The organism is Klebsiella pneumoniae, from assembly GCF_000742135.1.
Lineage (GTDB): Bacteria > Pseudomonadota > Gammaproteobacteria > Enterobacterales > Enterobacteriaceae > Klebsiella > Klebsiella pneumoniae.
In genome coordinates this window covers 729,980-743,060 of the sequence record NZ_KN046818.1, presented here as the reverse complement: position 1 = coordinate 743,060, position 13,081 = coordinate 729,980, and the positions used below count along the sequence as shown (strand labels likewise).

15 protein-coding genes are annotated in these 13,081 nt (G+C 57.3%); 9 read left to right on the top strand and 6 right to left on the bottom strand.

What is annotated here, in order from left to right:
• The first annotated feature begins 78 nt into the window (after window positions 1–78).
• The 7 genes from metN to DR88_RS21535 all read left to right on the top strand — a co-directional run bounded on the left by metN (window position 79) and on the right by DR88_RS21535 (window position 6,567).
• Window positions 79–1,110, top strand: coding sequence for a methionine ABC transporter ATP-binding protein MetN (metN, locus tag DR88_RS21505; RefSeq protein ID WP_002889450.1), 1,032 nt, complete (start codon window positions 79–81; stop codon window positions 1,108–1,110).
• On the top strand, window positions 1,103–1,756 hold the full coding sequence (locus DR88_RS21510) for a methionine ABC transporter permease MetI (protein WP_002889448.1): 654 nt from the start codon (window positions 1,103–1,105) through the stop codon (window positions 1,754–1,756). The genes metN and DR88_RS21510 overlap by 8 nt, the downstream gene beginning before the upstream one ends.
• Window positions 1,757–1,799: 43 nt before the next feature.
• The gene (gene metQ, locus DR88_RS21515; protein WP_002889445.1) at window positions 1,800–2,615 is read left to right on the top strand and encodes a methionine ABC transporter substrate-binding lipoprotein MetQ; all 816 of its coding nucleotides are present in this window, start codon (window positions 1,800–1,802) and stop codon (window positions 2,613–2,615) included.
• 107 nt (window positions 2,616–2,722) lie between these two features.
• The gene (gene rcsF / locus DR88_RS21520; protein ID WP_002889443.1) at window positions 2,723–3,130 is read left to right on the top strand and encodes an envelope stress sensor lipoprotein RcsF; all 408 of its coding nucleotides are present in this window, start codon (window positions 2,723–2,725) and stop codon (window positions 3,128–3,130) included.
• Entirely contained in the window at window positions 3,127–3,834 is a 708-nt protein-coding gene (tsaA, locus tag DR88_RS21525) for a tRNA (N6-threonylcarbamoyladenosine(37)-N6)-methyltransferase TrmO (protein ID WP_032443791.1), read from the top strand. The genes rcsF and tsaA overlap by 4 nt, the downstream gene beginning before the upstream one ends.
• A gap of 112 nt (window positions 3,835–3,946) precedes the next feature.
• Window positions 3,947–5,665, top strand: a complete 1,719-nt coding sequence (gene proS, locus DR88_RS21530; RefSeq protein WP_004147169.1) for a proline--tRNA ligase — start codon at window positions 3,947–3,949, stop codon at window positions 5,663–5,665.
• A 59-nt stretch (window positions 5,666–5,724) separates the two neighbouring features.
• Window positions 5,725–6,567: a YaeF family permuted papain-like enzyme gene (locus DR88_RS21535; protein ID WP_004212714.1), complete on the top strand. Its 843-nt coding sequence runs from the start codon at window positions 5,725–5,727 to the stop codon at window positions 6,565–6,567.
• Window positions 6,568–6,698: 131 nt separating this feature from the next.
• Here DR88_RS21535 and nlpE read toward each other — a convergent pair whose 3' ends face one another.
• Genes nlpE through DR88_RS21550 form a run of 3 tightly spaced genes read right to left on the bottom strand, consistent with a single transcriptional unit; the run spans window position 6,699 to window position 8,395 of the window.
• Window positions 6,699–7,397, bottom strand: a complete 699-nt coding sequence (gene nlpE, locus DR88_RS21540) for an envelope stress response activation lipoprotein NlpE (RefSeq protein WP_002889435.1) — start codon at window positions 7,395–7,397, stop codon at window positions 6,699–6,701.
• A gap of 42 nt (window positions 7,398–7,439) precedes the next feature.
• Window positions 7,440–7,853 carry an alternative ribosome rescue aminoacyl-tRNA hydrolase ArfB gene (gene arfB / locus DR88_RS21545; RefSeq protein ID WP_002889433.1) on the bottom strand — a complete coding sequence of 138 codons (414 nt, stop codon included), beginning with the start codon at window positions 7,851–7,853 and terminating at the stop codon, window positions 7,440–7,442.
• Window positions 7,850–8,395, bottom strand: a complete 546-nt coding sequence (locus DR88_RS21550) for a YaeQ family protein (protein ID WP_002889431.1) — start codon at window positions 8,393–8,395, stop codon at window positions 7,850–7,852. Before DR88_RS21550 ends, arfB begins: the two co-directional genes overlap by 4 nt.
• 196 nt (window positions 8,396–8,591) lie before the next feature.
• Here DR88_RS21550 and DR88_RS21555 point away from each other — a divergent pair, with 196 nt between their 5' ends.
• On the top strand, window positions 8,592–8,792 hold the full coding sequence (locus DR88_RS21555; protein ID WP_002889429.1) for a YaeP family protein: 201 nt from the start codon (window positions 8,592–8,594) through the stop codon (window positions 8,790–8,792).
• Complete coding sequence (gene rof, locus DR88_RS21560) at window positions 8,779–9,039, top strand: Rho-binding antiterminator (RefSeq protein ID WP_002889424.1); 261 nt, start codon at window positions 8,779–8,781, stop codon at window positions 9,037–9,039. The genes DR88_RS21555 and rof overlap by 14 nt, the downstream gene beginning before the upstream one ends.
• A 13-nt stretch (window positions 9,040–9,052) precedes the next feature.
• Here the strand turns inward: rof and tilS are convergent, their stop codons facing one another.
• From tilS to DR88_RS21575, 3 genes are read right to left on the bottom strand one after another with little or no spacing between them, the layout of a single operon-like run.
• Window positions 9,053–10,366, bottom strand: coding sequence for a tRNA lysidine(34) synthetase TilS (gene tilS / locus DR88_RS21565; RefSeq protein WP_004147166.1), 1,314 nt, complete (start codon window positions 10,364–10,366; stop codon window positions 9,053–9,055).
• 53 nt (window positions 10,367–10,419) lie between these two features.
• The gene (locus tag DR88_RS21570; RefSeq protein ID WP_002889387.1) at window positions 10,420–10,809 is read right to left on the bottom strand and encodes a VOC family protein; all 390 of its coding nucleotides are present in this window, start codon (window positions 10,807–10,809) and stop codon (window positions 10,420–10,422) included.
• A gap of 46 nt (window positions 10,810–10,855) precedes the next feature.
• Window positions 10,856–13,009, bottom strand: a complete 2,154-nt coding sequence (locus DR88_RS21575; RefSeq protein ID WP_032444008.1) for a lysine decarboxylase LdcC — start codon at window positions 13,007–13,009, stop codon at window positions 10,856–10,858.
• Window positions 13,010–13,081 lie beyond the last annotated feature (72 nt).

Below are 13,081 nucleotides of genomic sequence, written 5' to 3'. Positions count from 1 at the left end.
CCATTTCATTGCCAGGCATCGCCTGGATACGGCAGAAGAAAATGCCACGGCAAACGGCTAAACGATAATAAATAACTGATGATTAAACTTTCCAATATCACCAAAGTATTCCAGCAGGGGAATCGCAGCATTCAGGCGCTGAATAACGTCAGCCTGCATGTCCCTGCCGGACAGATTTACGGCGTCATCGGTGCCTCCGGCGCCGGTAAAAGTACGCTGATTCGCTGCGTGAACCTGCTGGAGCGCCCGACCGAAGGCAGCGTACAGGTTGACGGCCAGGAACTGACTGCCCTGTCGGAGAAAGAGCTAACCCGCGCTCGCCGTCAAATTGGCATGATTTTCCAGCATTTTAACCTGTTGGCCTCGCGGACCGTTTTCGGCAACGTGGCATTACCCCTGGAGCTGGATAACACGCCGCAGGCTGAAATCAAACGCCGTGTCACGGAGCTGCTGGATCTTGTCGGCCTGGGTGATAAGCACGACAGCTACCCGGCCAACCTCTCCGGCGGCCAGAAACAGCGCGTGGCGATTGCCCGCGCGCTGGCCAGCAATCCTAAAGTATTGCTGTGCGATGAAGCCACCAGCGCCCTGGATCCGGCCACTACCCGTTCCATTCTCGAACTGCTGAAAGACATTAACCGTCGTCTGGGGCTGACCATTCTGTTGATCACCCATGAAATGGACGTGGTTAAACGTATCTGCGACTGCGTGGCGGTCATTAGTAATGGTCAACTGATCGAGCAGGACACTGTGAGCGAAGTCTTCTCCCATCCGAAGACGCCGCTGGCTCAGCAGTTTATTCAGTCCACTCTGCACCTCGATATTCCGGATGACTATCAGGCGCGCCTGAAACCTACCGCCACAGCGGATAGCGTACCGATGCTGCGCATGGAATTTACCGGCCACTCCGTCGATGCGCCGCTGCTCTCTGAAACCGCGCGTCGCTTCAATGTGAATAACAACATTATCAGCGCGCAGATGGATTATGCCGGCGGGGTGAAGTTCGGCATCATGCTCACCGAAATGCACGGTACACAGGAAGACACTCAGGCGGCCATCGCCTGGCTGCAGGAACATCATGTAAAAGTAGAGGTATTGGGTTATGTCTGAGGCAATGATGTGGCTGCTGTTGCGCGGCGTATGGGAAACGCTGGCAATGACTTTTGTCTCTGGCTTCTTCGGTTTTGTCCTCGGCCTGCCGGTGGGCGTGCTGCTGTACGTTACCCGTCCGGGGCAAATCGTCGCCAATGCCAAACTGTACCGTACGCTGTCGGCGCTGGTGAATATTTTCCGCTCCATCCCGTTCATTATCCTGCTGGTCTGGATGATTCCGTTTACCCGCGTGATCGTCGGTACCTCTATCGGCCTGCAGGCAGCGATTGTGCCATTAACAGTTGGCGCCGCGCCGTTTATCGCCCGCATGGTGGAGAACGCCCTGCTGGAGATCCCCACCGGCCTTATTGAAGCCTCCCGCGCAATGGGCGCCACGCCGCTGCAGATCGTGCGCAAAGTCCTGTTACCTGAAGCACTGCCGGGTCTGGTCAATGCCGCCACCATCACGCTCATCACGCTGGTGGGTTATTCCGCAATGGGCGGCGCGGTGGGCGCCGGTGGCCTGGGTCAGATTGGTTATCAGTATGGCTATATTGGATATAACGCCACCGTGATGAATACCGTACTGGTATTGCTGGTTGTTCTGGTTTATTTAATTCAATTCTCTGGCGATCGCATCGTCCGGGCTGTGACTCACAAATAACGTTATTGGCAGACAACACTCATTCTTACAGGAAGGAAATAACATGGCCTTTAATTTCAAAACTTTTGCGGCAGTTGGCGCGTTAATCGGTTCTCTGGCGCTGGTGGGTTGCGGTCAGGATGAAAAAGATCCGAATCATATTAAAGTCGGCGTTATCGTCGGGGCGGAACAGCAGGTCGCTGAAGTTGCGCAGAAAGTAGCAAAAGAGAAGTATGGCCTTGACGTAGAACTGGTGACCTTCAACGATTACGTTCTGCCGAACGAAGCGCTGAGCAAAGGCGATATCGACGTGAACGCCTTCCAGCATAAACCGTATCTCGATCAGCAGATTAAAGACCGCGGCTATAAGCTGGTGGCTGTCGGTAACACCTTCGTCTACCCGATCGCGGGTTATTCGAAGAAAATCAAATCGCTGGACGAACTGCAGCCGGGCTCACAGATCGCCGTCCCTAACGATCCGACTAACCTCGGTCGTTCCCTGCTGCTGCTGCAGCAGGTAGGTCTGATTAAACTGAAAGACGGCGTGGGCCTGCTGCCGACCTCGCTGGACATCGTCGAGAACCCGAAAAACCTGAAGATTGTTGAACTGGAGGCGCCGCAGCTGCCGCGTTCCCTGGACGATGCGCAGATTGCGCTGGCCGTTATCAACACCACTTACGCCAGCCAGATTGGCCTGACCCCGGCGAAAGACGGCATCTTTGTTGAAGGTAAAGAGTCTCCTTACGTGAACCTGATTGTGGCGCGTGAAGACAATAAAGATGCTGAGAATGTGAAAAAATTCGTTCAGGCTTACCAGAGCGATGAAGTTTACGAAGCAGCGAACAAGATCTTTAACGGCGGTGCCGTGAAAGGCTGGTAATCTTTTCTCACCGTAATATCATTCAGGACGGGCTTCACGCCCGTCTTGTCATTTATGCAAGCACCTGATTCAATAACGCCCTGTTTTTTATTCATTGAGGAAATACTATGCGTGCTTTACCGATCTGTTTGTTAGCACTCATGTTAAGCGGTTGTTCCATGCTAAGCAGATCTCCCGTTGAGCCTGCTCAAAGCACTGCAACCCCGCCGGTTAAATCTGAGCCGAGCAAACCGCGCGCCACCCGCCCGGCCCCAGTACGTATTTACACCGATGCGTCAGAGCTGGTTGGTAAACCGTTCCGCGATCTGGGTGAAGTATCTGGCGAGTCCTGCCAGGCTTCGAATCAGGATTCTCCGCCGAATATCCCCACCGCGCGCAAGCGCCTGCAAATTAATGCCGCGCGTATGAAAGCCAATGCCGTCCTGCTTCACCGCTGCGAAGTGACCAGCGGTACGCCAGGCTGCTACCGTCAGGCCGTTTGCCTGGGTTCAGCGCTTAACGTCTCGGCGCAATGAGCTCATTTCAGTTCGCGCAAATAGGCGTCATCCGTTCGCCGTATAAAGAGAAGTTTGCCGTTCCTCGCCAGCCAGGCCTGGTGAAACACGGCGGCGGAGAACTCCATCTGGTCGCGCCCTATAACCAGGCCGACGCCGTGCGTGGCCTGGAGAGCTTCAGCCATCTGTGGATCCTGTTTGTGTTTCATCAGACAATGGAAGGCGGTTGGCGTCCGACGGTGCGACCTCCCCGACTGGGCGGCAATGCGCGGATGGGCGTCTTCGCCACCCGTTCAACGTTTCGCCCTAATCCCATCGGCATGTCGCTCGTTGAGCTCAAGGGCATTCGCTGTCAGAAAGATCAGGTAATACTGGAACTCGGCAGCCTCGATCTTGTCGACGGGACGCCGGTGGTTGATATCAAACCGTATCTTCCTTTCGCCGAAGCCCTGCCGGACGCCAGCGCCAGCTATGCACAGCAGGCGCCGCTGGCGGGTATGAACGTCAGCTTTACGCCGGAAATAGACGCACAGTTACTCACGCTGGAAAAACGCTACCCACATATCAAAGCGTTTATCCGCGAGGTGCTGGCGCAGGATCCGCGTCCGGCCTACCGAAAAGAGGAACAAGCGGGAAAAACGTATGCCGTCTGGCTGCTGGATTTCAACGTCCGCTGGCGGGTGACTGCCTCCGGTTTTGAAGTCTTTGCCCTCGAAGCGCGCTAATTTTATTTTCCTCTCTTTTGGCATCTTTGCCACACTGGTAAACTAAACCACTTTTTTTGTTTCAGGCTGGGCAACCAGCCTGTTCCGCTCGTTTAACTGGAACCGTTACAACATGCGTACTAGCCAATATCTGCTCTCCACTCTGAAGGAGACACCTGCCGACGCCGAGGTAATCAGCCATCAGCTGATGCTGCGCGCCGGGATGATCCGCAAGCTGGCCTCCGGGTTATACACCTGGCTGCCGACCGGCGTGCGCGTCCTGAAAAAAGTCGAAAACATCGTGCGTGAAGAAATGAACAACGCCGGTGCGATCGAGGTGTTAATGCCGGTCGTTCAGCCATCTGAACTGTGGCAGGAGAGCGGGCGCTGGGAGCAGTACGGCCCGGAACTGTTGCGCATTGCCGATCGCGGCGATCGTCCGTTCGTCCTCGGCCCAACGCACGAAGAGGTCATTACCGATCTGATCCGCAACGAGCTGAACTCCTATAAACAGCTGCCGCTGAACTTCTATCAGATCCAGACCAAATTCCGCGACGAAGTACGCCCGCGTTTCGGGGTGATGCGCTCCCGTGAATTCCTGATGAAAGATGCCTACTCTTTCCATACTTCGCAGGAATCGCTGCAGGAAACCTACGACGCGATGTATGCCGCTTACAGCAAAATCTTCAGCCGTATGGGGCTGGATTTCCGCGCGGTACAGGCTGACACCGGTTCTATCGGCGGCAACGCCTCTCATGAATTCCAGGTGCTGGCGCAGAGCGGCGAAGACGATGTGATCTTCTCCGACAGCTCCGACTACGCGGCAAACATCGAGTTTGCGGAAGCCGTTGCGCCGAAAGAGCCGCGCGCAGCCGCCACCCAGGAAATGACCCTGGTCGATACGCCGAACGCCAAAACCATCGCCGAGCTGGTGGAGCAGTTCAACCTGCCGATCGAAAAAACCGTGAAAACTCTGCTGGTGAAAGCGGTTGAAGATAGCGCTTCCCCGCTGGTTGCCCTGCTGGTGCGCGGCGATCACGAGCTGAACGAAGTGAAAGCGGAAAAACTGCCGCAGGTCGCCAGCCCGCTGACCTTCGCCACCGAAGAAGAGATCCGCGCCCTGGTGAACGCCGGTCCGGGCTCCCTGGGCCCGGTGAACATGCCGGTTCCGGTGATTATCGACCGTACTGTAGCGGTGATGAGCGATTTCGCCGCTGGCGCCAACATCGATGGCAAACACTACTTCGGCATCAACTGGGACCGCGATGTCGCGACGCCGGAAGTGGCCGACATCCGTAATGTCGTCGCCGGCGACCCGAGCCCGGACGGTAAAGGTACCCTGCTTATTAAGCGCGGTATCGAAGTGGGTCATATCTTCCAGCTGGGGAGGAAGTACTCCGAGGCGATGAAAGCCGCGGTCCAGGGCGAAGATGGCCGTAACCAGATCCTGACCATGGGCTGCTATGGTATCGGGGTGACTCGCGTGGTAGCGGCGGCGATTGAGCAGAACTTTGACGATCGCGGTATCGTCTGGCCGGATGCGATTGCGCCGTTCCAGGTGGCGATCCTGCCGATGAACATGCACAAGTCTTACCGTGTGCAGGAGCTGGCGGAGAAACTGTACGCCGAGCTGAGCGCCCAGGGTATTGAAGTGCTGATGGACGATCGTAAAGAGCGTCCGGGCGTGATGTTCGCCGATATGGAGCTGATCGGTATCCCGCACACCATCGTGCTGGGCGATCGTAACCTCGACAACGATGATATCGAATACAAGTATCGTCGCAACGGTGAGAAGCAGCTGATTAAGACCGGAGATATTGTGGAATATCTGGTTAAAGCGATAAAAGGCTAACACCCACCTCAAGGCCCTGAACGGATGTCAGGGCCTTTTTTTTTACAAGGACAGTACCAATGACTGCACATCTCCTCCGCAGCGGACTGCTTACTTTTGCCCTGCTCCTGCTTACCGCCTGTACCCTGGACGTCGGCCGCAGCTCGCCTTCCACATCTGCTGCCGATGACCATTCATCATCCTGGGCTGTTACCCTCCAGCGTCAAAGCTCGATTGCCGGCAGCGGACTGCGCGAAATCGCCGAAAGCGACCTGCGCTCCGGCGACCTGCTGTTCTCCTCCAGCCTGGGCGTCACATCGCTTGGGATCCGCGCATTCAGCGCCTCTTCCGTAAGCCACGTCGCGCTGTATGTTGGCGAAGGTCAGGTTGCGGAAGCCACCGGCGCCGGCGTACAAGTGATTACCCTTCAGCAGGCGCTGGCGCACAGCGATAAACTCTTTGCTCTCAGGGTGCCTGACCTGACGCCGGACCAGGCGACGGCGATGAAAAGTTTTGCCTGGCAGGTCAAAGACAGCGGGTATAACTATCGCGGCATTATTCAGTTTATCCCTTATATGGTCACCAAACCGCTCTGCTCGCTCAACCCCTTCTCACGAGACTTTCGCCAGCAGTGCGTCAGTGGCCTGGCTAAAGCGCAGCTGGGCGATGCGGCAAGCGGCGACAAGAAAGCGTGGTTTTGCTCGGAGTTTGTCAGCGAGGCCTTTGTCCGAGCCGGGCATCCGCTGACGCTCGCGCAGGCGGCGTGGATCAGTCCTTCCGATCTGCTGCACATGCGGGAAGGAGACGTCGCCACGTTTAAACCCGAAACGCAGCTCCAGTATGTCGGGCATTTGAAACTGGGAGTTTATCTTCAGGCCGGTAAGCTGGTGGGGCTGAACAAACCGAAGGACGGTGCGGAGTAAAGAAACGATTGACGCTTTTCCGCCAGCCAGATCCACGCTCACTCTTGATGTGACAGGGCTAATAACAGGAGGAAGTAGGTGGTACTGCGCGGGATCATCCCCTGCCCGTTACCCGGACAGGGGCCTGACAATCAATGGCTGCAGTCTTTACCGGGAATAAATTTGCCGGCTTGATCCGTCATCAGCGTTTTCATCATCTCGCCGGTATCCGGGTTCGCTTCGAGAGTAAAGTGCCCTTCTACCACCAGCAGTACCGGGCGAGTATCGGTCCCGCGCGCGGCGGCATAATCCCGCTCAAGCTGGGCATTGTTCGCCACCGCGACGCGTTTACCGGTCGCACAATCGGTAAAGGTTGCCGCATCGGCCATATAGAAATACATGCCGCGCATCGCCATCGGCGTCGTCGGCAGGCTGGCCTTCACTGGCTCCAGGGTATAGTTGAGAGGAGACTGAATGGGGCTTCCGTTGCGGTCGAGCATCTCCAGCTTGTCGCCTTTCGCGCGAAAGTAAGATTTCTCGCCCTTGCTGTTGGTCAGCACCAGCTTATCCGCGGTACGTGCCCAGGTGCCGTACGAGGCAAAGGATGACGGCTCACGACGGGCGCCCTGGTAGTGCTCATTCATCACCCAGGTCCCGTCTTTTTCCAGGAACAGCGAGGTGTCGATACCTTCGCAATCCGCGCAAGGCAGCACGCCTCGCCAGCTTTGCTGCATCGGCTTGAGCTCTTCCATCGCCGCTGGCTGGACCGTGTCAGTCTCGGCGCGATGGTTACAACCAAACAGCGCGAACAGCGAACAGGCCGCTATCACGGAGAATACGATTTTCTTCACTTTGCTTTCCTTATCATCCATTTCACCCGTTCGCCGACGCCTTCACTGGCGAACTTTCCCACGCAGCGCCTTGACTGAGGACTTCTGTGCCTTGGAAGCAAGGCGTCGCTCTTTCGATGCCCGAGTCGGTCGCGTCTCCCGGCGACTTTTTTGCACTGCGGTTAATTCTTTAATAAGGGCCACCAGCCGGGCGATCGCCGCTTCACGGTTCATCTCCTGGCTGCGGTATTCCTGAGCCTTAATGATAACCACACCGTCAGCAGAAATTAAGTGGTGGCTGGCGGCGAGCAGGCGCTCTTTGTAAAACTCCGGCAGGCTTGAAGCTTTAATATCAAAGCGCAGATGGATCGCCGTCGACGCTTTGTTCACATGCTGCCCCCCTGCTCCCTGGGCGCGAATGCCTGACAAGACGATCTCGTCGTCGGCGAGGGCTACGCTGCGGCTAATAGTAATCATGCCGACGCTTGCCAGGCGGTAAGCTGAATTTCCAGATTATTCCGAGCGTCGGATAACCAGATACTGCCCTCCTGCAGAGTGGCCTGCAGCGTCATGGTACGGTCGGCAAAGGCGCTAAGCAGTGCCAGTTGCGCATCATCAAGATACCAGATGGTCAGCTTCGGGTACGCCGCAAGCTTGCTCTGATTCTGCTGCCACCAGATTTCAGCTGCCCGGCTATTATAAGCAAACAGCGCCACCGCCTGCGCCCGTGAGCAGGCTTTCTTAATCCGCCGCTCATCCGGCAGACCCAGTTCGATCCACAGATCGACCCCGAGATGATCGTTAAGCAGCCACAGCTCCGGCTCGTCGTCCGACGACAGACCGCGGGTAAACTGTAGCCGTTCATCGGCATATTTGATCCATGCCAGCAGGCGCAGCATCATGCGCTCCTGGGTTTCTGACGGATGCTGAGCCAGCGTCAGGTTAGCATCCAGAAACTGGTTGCGATCCAGATCGGCTACATTTACCGCAGCTTTATATATTGTCGCTTTCAGCGCCATGAATAAACTCCTGAAAAGAATGGCGTACATTGTAGCGAAACTGGCGGCAAAAGGCTGTCGTCAATCGCAGCAACCTGTTTCATCCTGCTGAAATTGCTTAAATGACTATGATATAGTTCCCTTGCTAAACAGAGTTTATCTTCGTAGGCTTAAACTTGCATCCCACGGTTGAGTCAGAACGCTGACAGGAGGGCATGTGGACCACTATTGTGAGTTAATACGCAAGCGGTATGCGGAAATAGCCAGCGGAGACTTAGGGTATATCCCGGATGCGCTGGGTTGCGTGTTGAAAGTATTGAATGAGATTGCGGCGGATGAGGCCCTTTCGGAGTCAGTCAGGGAAAAGGCCGCTTATGCGGCAGCAAACTTACTGGTGAGCGATTATGTCAATGAATGATACTTATCAACCCATTAACTGCGATGATTACGACAACCTGGAGCTGGCCTGCCAGCATCACCTGGTGCTGACGCTGGCGCTGAAGGATGGCGAACAGCTGCAGGCAAAGGCCAGCGATCTTATCTCGCGAAAAAATATCGAGTATCTGGTGGTCGAACTCGCCGGCAACGTCCGCGAGCTGCGCCTGGATAAAATCGCCAGCTTCAGTCACCCGGAAATCGGCACCGTGGTGGTGAGCGAATCCTGAATCAAAAACGGGCTTAATCGCCCGTTTTCCTCCACATCAGCCTGACCCCTTCCCCGTCCTTCACTTCACCTTCTGTGGTCACAAACAGATCGTCCGCTGCGGCAATCGGCGTTTCGCCGTAAAACAGCAGCGGCGTGGTGTCTCGTCGCCACGGAGCAACGCCCAGCTCCTGCCAGAGCTTCTTAAGCTTGCGTCCGCCATGGCGCCCGACAATATGCAGGTGGCCGCTGGCGCGAAAGCGGACGGTGACCGGCTCATCCGCCGACGGCGGGCGCAGCCTGCCGCCGGGCTGCAGCGTCAGCTCGCCGAGACCGTCCGCCAGCCGCAGCGGCTGGCGCCAGTCGGGCCAGCGCTGAACGCTGTCCGTCTGACCGGGAAGATACTTCACCCAGTACAAACGCTGTTGAAAACGGCGGACGGTAAATTCCCCCAGCCGCAGACAGGGGCTGGCATCTTCCCGCGCCAGCGCCACCTCGTGCCAGAGGCGCTCAGGCACCTCGCGGGCGGGCATCGGCGCCTGCTGCCCGGCGAGCCAGCGACGCAGCAGCGCCGCTCGGCGCGGCGGACTCATCGACGCCAGCGGCGCGATAGCCAGCGAGCCATCTTCGGCCACCAGCGACGCCAGCTCCGCCGCCAACATCTCGTCCAGCAGTTGTTCCTGCTCGGCGCACAGGCTGGCGCTGCGGGCGACGGCCTCGCTAAAGTGCGGCCAACGCTCGCGCAACACCGGGATCACCCGCAGGCGCAGGAAATTGCGGTCATAGGTATCATCCTGATTACTCTCATCTTCGATCCACGACAGCTGATGGGCGAGCGCCCACTGGCGTAGTGATTCGCGGGTTTCATTGAGGAGAGGACGCAGTAGTCGACTGCCGGCAAAGGCAGAGGATGGCGCCATCGCCGACAGGCCGGTAGGACCGCTGCCGCGTTTTAACGCCAGCAGCAGGGTTTCGCACTGATCGTCCTGGTGCTGGGCGGTCACTAACACCTCGCCGGCATTGAGCGTATCCTGAAAGGCCTGATAGCGCGCCGCACGAGCGTGGGCCTCGACGCCCAGCCCTCCCCGGGCTAACGTCACGTGATGCACCACCAGCGGCACCTGCCACTGCTGGCAAATCTGCCGACAATGCGCCACCCAGTCGTCTGCGTGCGCGCTAAGGCCGTGGTGAACATGCACCGCCCGCAGCGTCAGCGAGGGATCCTGTTCCCGCAGCAGCACCAGCTGATGCAGAAGAACCGTCGAGTCCAGACCGCCGCTGAAGGCCACCAGCAGCTGGCGATGGGGATGAAGCGTATGCGCAATATCAGCCGTCATATCCACGAACATACCGAGAAGTGATGGCCCGGCACGTTACCGGGCCAGGGCCGCGCTGGCAAGATTTACTGCTGATATATTTCCAGCGGCAGGTCGTCCGGATCGCTAAAGAAGGTAAAGCGTTTACCGGTAAAGGGATCGACACGAATCGCTTCGCACTCCACGCCATGCGCGGTGAGATGGGCTACCGCGGCGTCGATATCATCCACGCTAAAGGCCAGATGACGCAGCCCGCAGGCTTCCGGACGACTGGGGCGGGCTGGCGGAAACGGGAACGAGAACAACTCAATCACATACTCGCCGTTGAGCGCCAGATCGCCTTTCCAGGAATCGCGCTCGGCGCGATAAAACTCACTTTGCAGCGTAAACCCCAGAATATCGCAATAGAACGCTTTACTGCGGGCGTAGTCGGTCGCAATGATGGCAATATGGTGAACCCGTTTCAAACCCAGCATGGTTAAACTCCTTCTGTTAAGCCAGCCACGTTACTCGTGCGCGCCGTTAACGCGCAAGCCTTTCGTCATTTTTTAAGACTCGTACCCGATACACACCGTCCTCATCGCGCTTGGCGCCGTGAATATCGGTCTCAAAGCCCGGGTAATGACGACCGATAGAGCAAAGCATCAGCAGAAAATCGAGCACCGCCCGGCTTTCCTCGGTGATCATCTCTCCCGGCATCAGCAGCGGAACCCCCGGCGGATAAGGGAGGATCATGTTGGCCGAAATCCGCCCCACCAGGTTCTCCAGTTCAATAGTTTCCACCTCCCCCTTGATCTGGCGCTGCCAGGCGTGATGCGGCGTCATTTTCATTTCCGGCAGGACGTCAAAGGCGCTGAGCATCAGCTGCGGCAGCTGATGCTGACGGATCAAGCGGTGGATCCCCTGCGCCAGATCCTGGATCCGCATGTTGCGGTAGAAGTCGGGATCTTCGGCGTACAGATCCGGCAGCATATTTTTCACCCGCAGATTGAGATCGTAGGCGCGTTTAAACTCGGTCAGGCCGCGCAGCAGCCCCATCGCCCGGGTTTTATCGATGCCGATACTGAACAGGAACAGCAGATTGTAGGGGCCTGTTTTCTCTACCACCACGCCCCGCTCGTCGAGGAACTTCGCCACCAGCGCCGCCGGGATCCCTTCTTCATCCATATTCCCCTGCTCGTCCATGCCCGGCGTCAGAATGGTGACCTTCACCGGATCGAGATACATATGATCCGCATCGGCATCTTTGAAACCGTGCCAGTCCTCGCCCGGCGCTACCGGCCAGCACTCGGCTTTATCCACGGCTTCCGGCTGCCAGATATCAAAGAACCAGCCGTCCGACTCCTCGCGCAGTCGCTGCACCTCTTTGCGGAAGTCCAGCGCCCGCTCAATGGAGCGCTGGATCAGACGTTTACCGGAGTTGCCGCGCAGCACCGCCGCCGCGGTCTCAATCGACGCGACGATGGGGTAGCTCGGCGACGTAGAGGTATGCATCATAAAGGCTTCGTTAAAGGTCTCTTCATCATAGTTGCCTTTAATGTGGATCAGCGAGGCCTGCGACAGCGCGGCCAGCATCTTATGCGTCGACTGCGTCTCGAAGATGACTTTCCCGGGGATCCGCTCCCCGCTCATACCGCTTTTCCCCTGATATATCGGATGGAAATGGGTATAGGGCACCCAGGCGGAATCGAAATGGATCGACGGGACATCGAGCGTCTCCTTAAGCCAGGTGGTGTTATAGAGCAGACCATCGTAGGTGGAGTTGGTGATCACCGCATGCACGGGCCACTGCGCCCCGCCCGTGTCGCGCACTTTCTGCTGAATGCTGTCGCGGGTAAATTCGCGCCGGGGGATACCGCCGAGGATCCCCAGCGCGTTGCGGGTCGGCTTCAGCCACAGGGGAACCACATCGCTCATCATCAGCAGGTGGGCCAGCGATTTGTGACAGTTACGGTCAATCAGCAGGGTGCTGCCGGCGGGCGCCGAGTACATGCCGACAATTTTATTGGACGTCGAGGTGCCGTTGGTCACCATATAGCTTTGCTCGGCGCCAAAGGCGCGCGCGATATACTCCTCCGCCTCCAGGTGCGGGCCGGTATGATCCAGCAGGGAGCCCAGCTCGGTGACCGAAATCGAGACATCCGCCTTCAGCGTATTCCCGCCAAAAAAATCATAGAACAGGCAGCCCACCGGGCTTTTCTGATAGGCGCTGCCGCCCATATGACCCGGCGTACAGAAGGTATATTTTCCCTCCTGGACATAGTTGAACAGCGCGCGGGTAAACGGCGGAGTGATATTCTCCAGGTACTCGCGGGTGTACTGCCCAATGCGGGTGGCGATCTCTTCGGAGAGTCCCAGCGCATATTCGAAGAACCACAGCGTCATGCGCAAATCCTGACTGCTGACATCCATCGTCGAGTGGGCGTTAATAAAGGCGTACAGAGGAAGGTATTCATTGAGCTGATTGATATCGCTGCACAGATCGACGCTGTATTCATCCCAGTCGAAGATCACCCCGCAGATGCGCGGGTTGTGCTCGATAAACTGCAGCAGGTCGGCGCTGTTTTGCGGCCAGATGGTCTGGAAGCCCTGGCGCTGCAGCGCCGCTTCCAGTTCTTTGATCGGCTCGTCTTTGTGGTAGACGCCGTGAGGCCCCATGATGGCGATGATATTCACGCTTTCCTCCTGGTATTCACCTAAGTCAAGCATCATAGCAATCCCCCGGGCGCATCGCACATAAAAAAAGGG

Bases quoted from the DNA above. Each gene is read 5' to 3' on its own strand.
- tsaA (WP_032443791.1), top strand. From the start codon at position 3,127: ATGAGCTCATTTCAGTTCGCGCAAATAGGCGTCATCCGTTCGCCGTAT.
- rof (WP_002889424.1), top strand. From the start codon at position 8,779: ATGTCAATGAATGATACTTATCAACCCATTAACTGCGATGATTACGAC.
- rcsF (WP_002889443.1), top strand. From the start codon at position 2,723: ATGCGTGCTTTACCGATCTGTTTGTTAGCACTCATGTTAAGCGGTTGT.
- DR88_RS21535 (WP_004212714.1), top strand. From the start codon at position 5,725: ATGACTGCACATCTCCTCCGCAGCGGACTGCTTACTTTTGCCCTGCTC.
- arfB (WP_002889433.1), bottom strand. From the start codon at position 7,853: ATGATTACTATTAGCCGCAGCGTAGCCCTCGCCGACGACGAGATCGTC.
- DR88_RS21510 (WP_002889448.1), top strand. From the start codon at position 1,103: ATGTCTGAGGCAATGATGTGGCTGCTGTTGCGCGGCGTATGGGAAACG.
- metQ (WP_002889445.1), top strand. From the start codon at position 1,800: ATGGCCTTTAATTTCAAAACTTTTGCGGCAGTTGGCGCGTTAATCGGT.
- DR88_RS21570 (WP_002889387.1), bottom strand. From the start codon at position 10,809: ATGCTGGGTTTGAAACGGGTTCACCATATTGCCATCATTGCGACCGAC.
- metN (WP_002889450.1), top strand. From the start codon at position 79: ATGATTAAACTTTCCAATATCACCAAAGTATTCCAGCAGGGGAATCGC.
- proS (WP_004147169.1), top strand. From the start codon at position 3,947: ATGCGTACTAGCCAATATCTGCTCTCCACTCTGAAGGAGACACCTGCC.
- tilS (WP_004147166.1), bottom strand. From the start codon at position 10,366: ATGTTCGTGGATATGACGGCTGATATTGCGCATACGCTTCATCCCCAT.
- DR88_RS21550 (WP_002889431.1), bottom strand. From the start codon at position 8,395: ATGGCGCTGAAAGCGACAATATATAAAGCTGCGGTAAATGTAGCCGAT.